The following is a 6,256-nucleotide window of genomic DNA, read 5'->3' on the forward strand; positions in this document are numbered from 1 at the left end:
ACCCCCCCGCGACACCGTCGCGCTGGGACCTTGCGATCCTCGATCTCGGCGCCGGGATCGAGAAGCTGCAACGCCGCCTCGCGAGCGCGGCCGACACGCTGCTCGTGCTGACGACCGAGGAGCCGACCGCGCTGACCGACGCCTATGCCTGCCTGAAGCTCGCCGAAGCCGACAGGCCCGGCGGGGATCGGCGCGTCGTCATCAACATGGCCACCTCGCGCGCGAACGGTGAGCGCACGGCGGCGGTTCTGCAGAAGTCCTGCGGGCGCTTCCTCGGCGTCACCCCGCCGCTTGCCGGCGTGGTCCGCCGCGACCCGCGCGTGGCTGACGCGATCCGCCGCCAGTGGCGGTTCCTGACCCGCCACCCCACCGCCGTGGCCGCGCGCGCGGTCGCGGCGGTGGCCGAGACCCTGCTCGCCGCAGTCGCCTGAAGCTACGGCAGCACGCGGTAGACGGTCGTATCGCGCACAAGACGATCCTCGAGTTCGCGCGTCACCGCGACCTGGTAGCACGCGAGCGGTTCCAGCCCATCACGCGGCAGATAGGCGCGGCCCGGGTCGGCGAGCAGCACGGCGACGCCGCGGCCGGCGGCCTCGCGCAGCCACGGCACCACGCGTGCGGTCATGCGCGCCTCGTAGCAGACATCGCCGGCGAGGATCACCTCGGCCTCGGCCGGATGGACCAGCGGATTGCTGAGCGACACAGCTACCGCGACACCGTTCAGCGCTGCGTTGGCGCGGATCGCCGCACCGGCGAGCGGATCGATCTCCGCGGCCGTCACCGCCGCCGCTCCCGCTCGTGAAGCCGCGATCCCAGCGATCCCGCCGCCTGCCGCAAGGTCGAGCACGCGCCTGCCCGCGACCTGCGCAGGATCGTCGAGCACGAAGCGTGCGAGCGCCTGCCCGCCCGGCCAGGCGAAGGCCCAATAGGGCGGCTCCACGCCCTGGCGCGCCAGACTCGCCTCGCTCGCCTGCCAGATCGGCGTGATCTCGGACGCCAGGTACAGCGCGAGTTCGGGCACGAGCGGCGCGCGGCCGATCGCGGTCTGGCCGGCCACGAAGGCGGCTGCCGCCTCGGGCGTCACGCGGCGCGTCCCACCACAAGCGCCGCCGCGACCGCCAATCCGACTTCGCGATTGGCGCGGAACAGCCTGCCGCACTGCGCCACGTCGTGGATGTCGAGTGTCACGACCTGCCGCGCGAGCAGCGACGCGGGCAGCGCGAGGGCGGCGAAGAACCACGCCGACATCCCCAGAAGCGCCCCCGAGAGCGCGACCAGCGCCACAGCGACGACGTAGCATGCGCCGAGGAAGGGCCGCGTGCGCTCGCCGAACAGACGTGCAGTCGAGTGCACGCCGATCAGGGCGTCGTCCGCGCGGTCCTGGTGCGCGTAGATCGTGTCGTAGCCGAGGGTCCAGAAGAACGCCGCCGCGTAGAGCACCAGCGCGGCGGCGTCGAGCGTGCCGGCGGCGGCGGCGTAGCCCATCGGCACGCCCCAGTTGAAGGTGACGCCGAGAAACGCCTGCGGCCACCAGGTTACCCGTTTCATCAGCGGATAGATCGCGATCGGCAGCAGCGAGGCCACACCGAGCGCGATCGCCAGCGGATGGAGCTGGAGCAGGATGATCAGGCCGAGCGACAGCAGCGCGGCGAGGAAGACCAGCGCGCGCAGCGGCGTGATCGCGCCGGAAGCGAGCGGGCGCGCGGCGGTGCGCGCGACGCGACGGTCGATGTCGCGATCCCAGAGATCGTTGACCACGCAGCCGGCGCCGCGCATGACCACCGCGCCGATGCCGAACAGCGCGACCAGCCACGGATCCGGCCAGGGCGAACCCGCGAGCGCCAGTCCCCAGAGCCCGGGCAGGAACAGCAGCCACGTCCCGATCGGCCGGTCGAGCCGGATCAGCACCGCATAGGGGCGCGCGGCCTCGGGCAGGGCCGCGATCAGCCCGCCCGGCCGAATGTCGCTCGTCTGCGCGCCTGCCTGGTCCATCGCCCCTATAGTCGATGGGGCAGCGGGAACGGCAAGTGAGCGATGACCGAGATCCGACTCTTCGTGCCCGGCCCCCTCGCGGCGGGGACCGAGGTCGCCACCACCGCAGGGCAGGCGCACTACCTCGCCGCGGTGATGCGCCGTGCCCCCGGTGACTCCGTGCTGCTGTTCGACGGAACGAGCGGCGAGTGGCGCGCGCGCATCGCTGCGCTCTCGCGCAAGGCTGCCATGCTTGCGGTGGAGGAGCAGACCCGCCCCCAGCGTGCCGAGGCCGATCTTTGGCTGCTCGCGCCCATGCTGAAGCGCGTGGCCACGGAGTGGATGGTCGAGAAGGCGACCGAGCTCGGCGCCTCGCGCATCCTGCTGACCACCAGCGCGCGGAGCGCGGTCACGCGCGCGAACCGCGACCGGCTGGCCGCGATCGCCACCGAGGCGGCCGAGCAATGTGAGCGGCTCACCGTGCCAGATGTGACCGCGCCGGCGCCACTCGCGCAGGTGCTCGCGTCGTGGCCTGCCGGCCGGCACCTGCTGGTCGGCGACGAGTCGCGCACGGCCCCGCCGGCGGACGCGGTGATCGCCGGCGCGGGCCCCGGCGCCTGGGCGCTGCTGATCGGCCCCGAGGGCGGCTTCACGGGGGTCGAGCTTGACGGGTTCCGGAAACTCCCCTTCTGTCTCGCCGCCTCCCTCGGCCCCCGCATCCTGCGGGCCGAGACGGCAGCCGTCGCCGGCCTCAGCCTGATCCAGGCGTTGGCCGGGGATTGGCGCGAGCCTTGAGGGCGGCTCACCGCCCAACCACCGCACGCGAGGGGAACCAGCGAGGATGTCCGGTCCGTCGGAGGGTGACGCGACCCCGATCACGTCGGTGCGCCAGCTCGCGGAGTACATCGCGGGCGGGGCGAAGCCGCGCGAGGCGTGGCGCATCGGCACCGAGCACGAGAAGTTCGCCTTCCGCCGGTCCGACCTCACGCCGCCTCCGTACGACGCGCCGGACGGGATCCGCGCGCTGCTCGAAGGCCACCACGCGCACGGCTGGGAGCCCACGCTCGACAACGGCAACGTGATCGGGCTGAAGCGCGGGCAGGCAAACATCAGCCTCGAGCCGGGCGGGCAGTTCGAGCTCTCCGGCGCGCCGCTCGCCACGCTGCACGAGACCAAGGCCGAGCTCGATGCGCATCTGGCCGAAGCCAAGGCGGTGGGCGAAGCGCTCGGCCTCGGCTTCCTGCCGCACGGCTTCCATCCGCTCGCGCGGCGCGATGACATGCCGTGGATGCCCAAGAGCCGCTACGCGATCATGCGGCGCTACATGCCGATCAAGGGCACGCTCGGCCTCGACATGATGCTGCGCACCTGCACGGTGCAGGTGAATCTCGACGTGCTCGACGAGGCCGACATGGTCGAGAAGTTCCGCGTCAGTTTGGCGTTGCAGCCAATCGCGGTCGCGCTGTTCGCCAACTCCCCCTTCGCCGAGGGCGGGCCGAACGGGTTCAGGAGCTTCCGCGCCAATACCTGGACCGACACCGACCCGGACCGCTGCGGCATCCCCGCGGTGGTGTTCGAGCCGGGCTTCGGCTTCGAGCGCTACGTCGAGTGGGTGCTCGATGTGCCGATGTACTTCGTCTACCGGCAGGGGCGCTATATCGACGTCGCCGGCAGGAGTTTCCGCGACTTCATGGCCGGCAGGCTGCACGCCGAGACCGAGGGCGCGGTCGCGACCATCGGCGACTTCGCCGACCACCTGACCACGGTGTTCACCGAGGTGCGGATGAAGCGCTACCTCGAGATGCGCGGGGCCGATTCCGGCCCGCCGGAGCTGCTGATGGCGCTGCCCGCACTCTGGGTGGGTCTGCTATACGACCCCGGCGCGCAGGGCGAGGCGGCGGCGCTGATTCGCGACCATGCCTGCCAGGAGTGGCAGACACTGCACCGCGATGTGCCGCGGCTCGGGCTCGCCACACCGTTCTGCGACGGCACCGCGCTCGCGCTCGCGCGCGCGATGGTGGCAATCGCCAGGCGCGGCCTCGTCGCGCGCGGGCTCGGCGAGGAGACCTATCTCGCGCCGCTGGAAGAGATCGTCACCAGCGGCCGCAGTCTGGCGGATCACTGGCTGGATCGGGCCGCGACAGCCTGGGGTGGTGACGTCTCCCGGATCTTCGCCGAGGGTGCGCTGTAGCCGCCCTGATCGCCCGCGTTTGTGGGTCGACGGCGGCAACGCCGACGGTCTAGCCTCGACAACAACGGTGCCCGGTCGGGACACAGGGCGCCGCCAAGGCCGGGCGCGACGCGCTGCGCGCCGGCCCGGATCGGGGGAGGAAGCAGCATGCGCCGATCGTTCATGATCCCGCTCGCCCTCGCGTCCGCGCTCGCGTACGCGGTTCCGGCACAGGCTCAGCTCGCGACGCCGTCCTGCGACGCGCTCGCCACGTGGGCGCAGGGCTACAGCGTGCAGGACGGATGGCGGCCGAACGCGCTGACCGGACGCGCCGCCTTCGCGGCACTGTTCGCCGACGAGAGCACCACCACCCTGTTCGGCAAGCCGGTGCTGGAGTGGAACGCCGAGGAGGCGCAGGCGCTCGGACCGGTGTTGCAGGCCTGCGCAAGCGAGCAGGCACGGGCGCGCAACACGGCGGCGCGGAGCGCGCTGAACACGCTGCGCACGCAGGTGACGCGCGAGGTGCCGCGCTATCTCACCGCGCTCACGGAGGCCCGACAGACCGTCACGCGCTCTCTCGAGACACTGGAGGCCGCGGACGGCTCGCTGCTCCTCCTCTATCTGTATCTCGCGCTCGCCGAGATGCCCGCGGCGGACGCCGATCAGCGCGCGAACCAGTTCGCGGCACGCCAACCCCAAGGCCCCGCACGCGACGCCGCGCGCGCGCTGATCCCAGCGCTGCGCACACTGCCCGAAGCCGAGATCGGTCGCGCCGTGCATCCTGCTGCCACTGCCCGGATCCCCACGCTCCGCCGCGAGGTCCGCGAGGCGCTGGTGCAGGAGATCGAAGGCGTCGAGGCCTCCCCCGGCGGACTCCGGCTGCTCGACCGCTACGCGCAGACCCTCCAGCGCGACTACGCGCCCGGCCTCGGCGCCGAGGAGACGCAGCTGGCCGAAGCCGCACTTGGGGCGCGGCGGAGCGGGATCGGCGAGAGCATCCGCGACGATCTGATCCGCCAGGCCGGCGAGACGCCGCTCACCTTGCAGGGCCGTCAGCTTCTTGCCCGCTTCGAGCAGCAGGTGCAGCGCCAGTACCCCGACACGATCGGCGAGGCCGGCATGGCGGCCGTGCTGGCGGCGATCGGCCAGCGGCGCGCAGAGATCGGCGAGACGATCCGCGATGAGATCGTCCGCCAGGTGCAGGCCTCGCCGCTCAGCATCGCGGGCGCGCAGATGCTTGACCGCATCCACCAGCAGACGCTCCAGCAGCGGGGCGAGGTGATCGGCCGCGAGGGGCTGGAGGCCGTGGCCGCGGCGATCCGCGAGCGCCGGATCGCGATCGCCGAGGCGGTGCGCGAGGAGCTGCTGGCGATGATCGCGCGGATGCCGCCGACGCCCGCCTCGCTGGAACGGCTCGAGGCCTGGGCCTCGCCGCGACCACACGCGGCGAGCGCGGTGCTCGGTCCGCGCGACCTGCAGCAGGTGCGCGAGGCCGCCGCCGCGCGGCAGGCCGAGCTCGGCGTCGAGGTGGCCGAGGCGGAGATCGCCGAAATCGCGGCGACGCCGCTCGAGGTCGAAACCTTCGCGCTCTTGGACCAGATCGCCTCCGACCGGCTGCTCGCCCTGCTGCCCGAGGCCCAGGCGGAGCGGCTGCGCGCGGCATCGGCCGAGCGGCGCCGGACGGTCGCGGCGACGCTGCTGCCGAGGCTGCGGCAGGAACTCGCCGCTCTGCCGGAAACCGACGACGCGCTGATCGGGATCGACCAGGAGCTGCTGCCGCAACTCGCGAGCTGGCCCGACTCGGCGGCTGCCGAGCGGGACATGTTCAAGCAGGCGGCGCGGGAACGGCGCGAGGCAATCCTGGCGGCGGTGAACCGCGCCCAGGCCGGACCGTTGCGCGGGCGTGTCTATGAGGGACCGTTCGCGAAGGTCGAGTTCATCGACGCCAACCGGGTGATCGCGACCGCAGCGGGCGCTCCGCCCACCGCCGGCACCTATGAGGAGATCGGCGACGGTCGCGTGATCGTCACGGTCAACAACGAGCCGCTGGTGTTCACCCGCGAGGGGGCACGGCTGATCAGCGGACCGATCGCGCTGCATCGCGTCCAATGAGCT

General features: G+C 72.6%; 5 protein-coding genes and 1 pseudogene. 4 read left to right on the plus strand and 2 right to left on the minus strand.

The window, feature by feature from the left end:
* Positions 1–431 (plus strand): annotated as a pseudogene (locus tag ACTIFU_RS21935) (cobyrinic acid a,c-diamide synthase); the annotation flags it as partial.
* A 2-nt stretch (positions 432–433) separates the two neighbouring features.
* Here ACTIFU_RS21935 and ACTIFU_RS21940 read toward each other — a convergent pair.
* Both ACTIFU_RS21940 and ubiA read right to left on the minus strand, forming a co-directional pair.
* Positions 434–1,084 carry a class I SAM-dependent methyltransferase gene (locus tag ACTIFU_RS21940; protein ID WP_439580453.1) on the minus strand — a complete coding sequence of 217 codons (651 nt, stop codon included), beginning with the start codon at positions 1,082–1,084 and terminating at the stop codon, positions 434–436.
* A complete protein-coding gene (gene ubiA, locus ACTIFU_RS21945; protein ID WP_439580454.1) occupies positions 1,081–1,992 on the minus strand; it encodes a 4-hydroxybenzoate octaprenyltransferase in 912 nt (303 codons plus the stop codon). The genes ACTIFU_RS21940 and ubiA overlap by 4 nt, the downstream gene beginning before the upstream one ends.
* A gap of 42 nt (positions 1,993–2,034) precedes the next feature.
* On the opposite strand from ubiA, the gene ACTIFU_RS21950 reads away from it, so the two are divergent.
* From ACTIFU_RS21950 to ACTIFU_RS21960, 3 genes are all read left to right on the plus strand, one after another.
* On the plus strand, positions 2,035–2,766 hold the full coding sequence (locus tag ACTIFU_RS21950) for a 16S rRNA (uracil(1498)-N(3))-methyltransferase (protein WP_439580455.1): 732 nt from the start codon (positions 2,035–2,037) through the stop codon (positions 2,764–2,766).
* A gap of 46 nt (positions 2,767–2,812) precedes the next feature.
* Positions 2,813–4,162, plus strand: a complete 1,350-nt coding sequence (locus ACTIFU_RS21955) for a glutamate--cysteine ligase (RefSeq protein ID WP_439580456.1) — start codon at positions 2,813–2,815, stop codon at positions 4,160–4,162.
* A gap of 147 nt (positions 4,163–4,309) precedes the next feature.
* Positions 4,310–6,253 (plus strand): hypothetical protein, encoded by a 1,944-nt coding sequence (locus ACTIFU_RS21960; RefSeq protein WP_439580457.1) that lies wholly within the window; start codon positions 4,310–4,312, stop codon positions 6,251–6,253.
* The last annotated feature ends 3 nt before the right edge of the window (positions 6,254–6,256 follow it).

The sequence above is a fragment of the Elioraea sp. genome, assembly GCF_051860475.1.
Lineage (GTDB): Bacteria > Pseudomonadota > Alphaproteobacteria > Acetobacterales > Acetobacteraceae > Elioraea.

Coding starts and splice junctions, on each gene's coding strand:
- ubiA (WP_439580454.1), bottom strand. CDS start 1,992: ATGGACCAGGCAGGCGCGCAGACGAGCGACATTCGGCCGGGCGGGCTG.
- ACTIFU_RS21950 (WP_439580455.1), top strand. CDS start 2,035: ATGACCGAGATCCGACTCTTCGTGCCCGGCCCCCTCGCGGCGGGGACC.
- ACTIFU_RS21955 (WP_439580456.1), top strand. CDS start 2,813: ATGTCCGGTCCGTCGGAGGGTGACGCGACCCCGATCACGTCGGTGCGC.
- ACTIFU_RS21960 (WP_439580457.1), top strand. CDS start 4,310: ATGCGCCGATCGTTCATGATCCCGCTCGCCCTCGCGTCCGCGCTCGCG.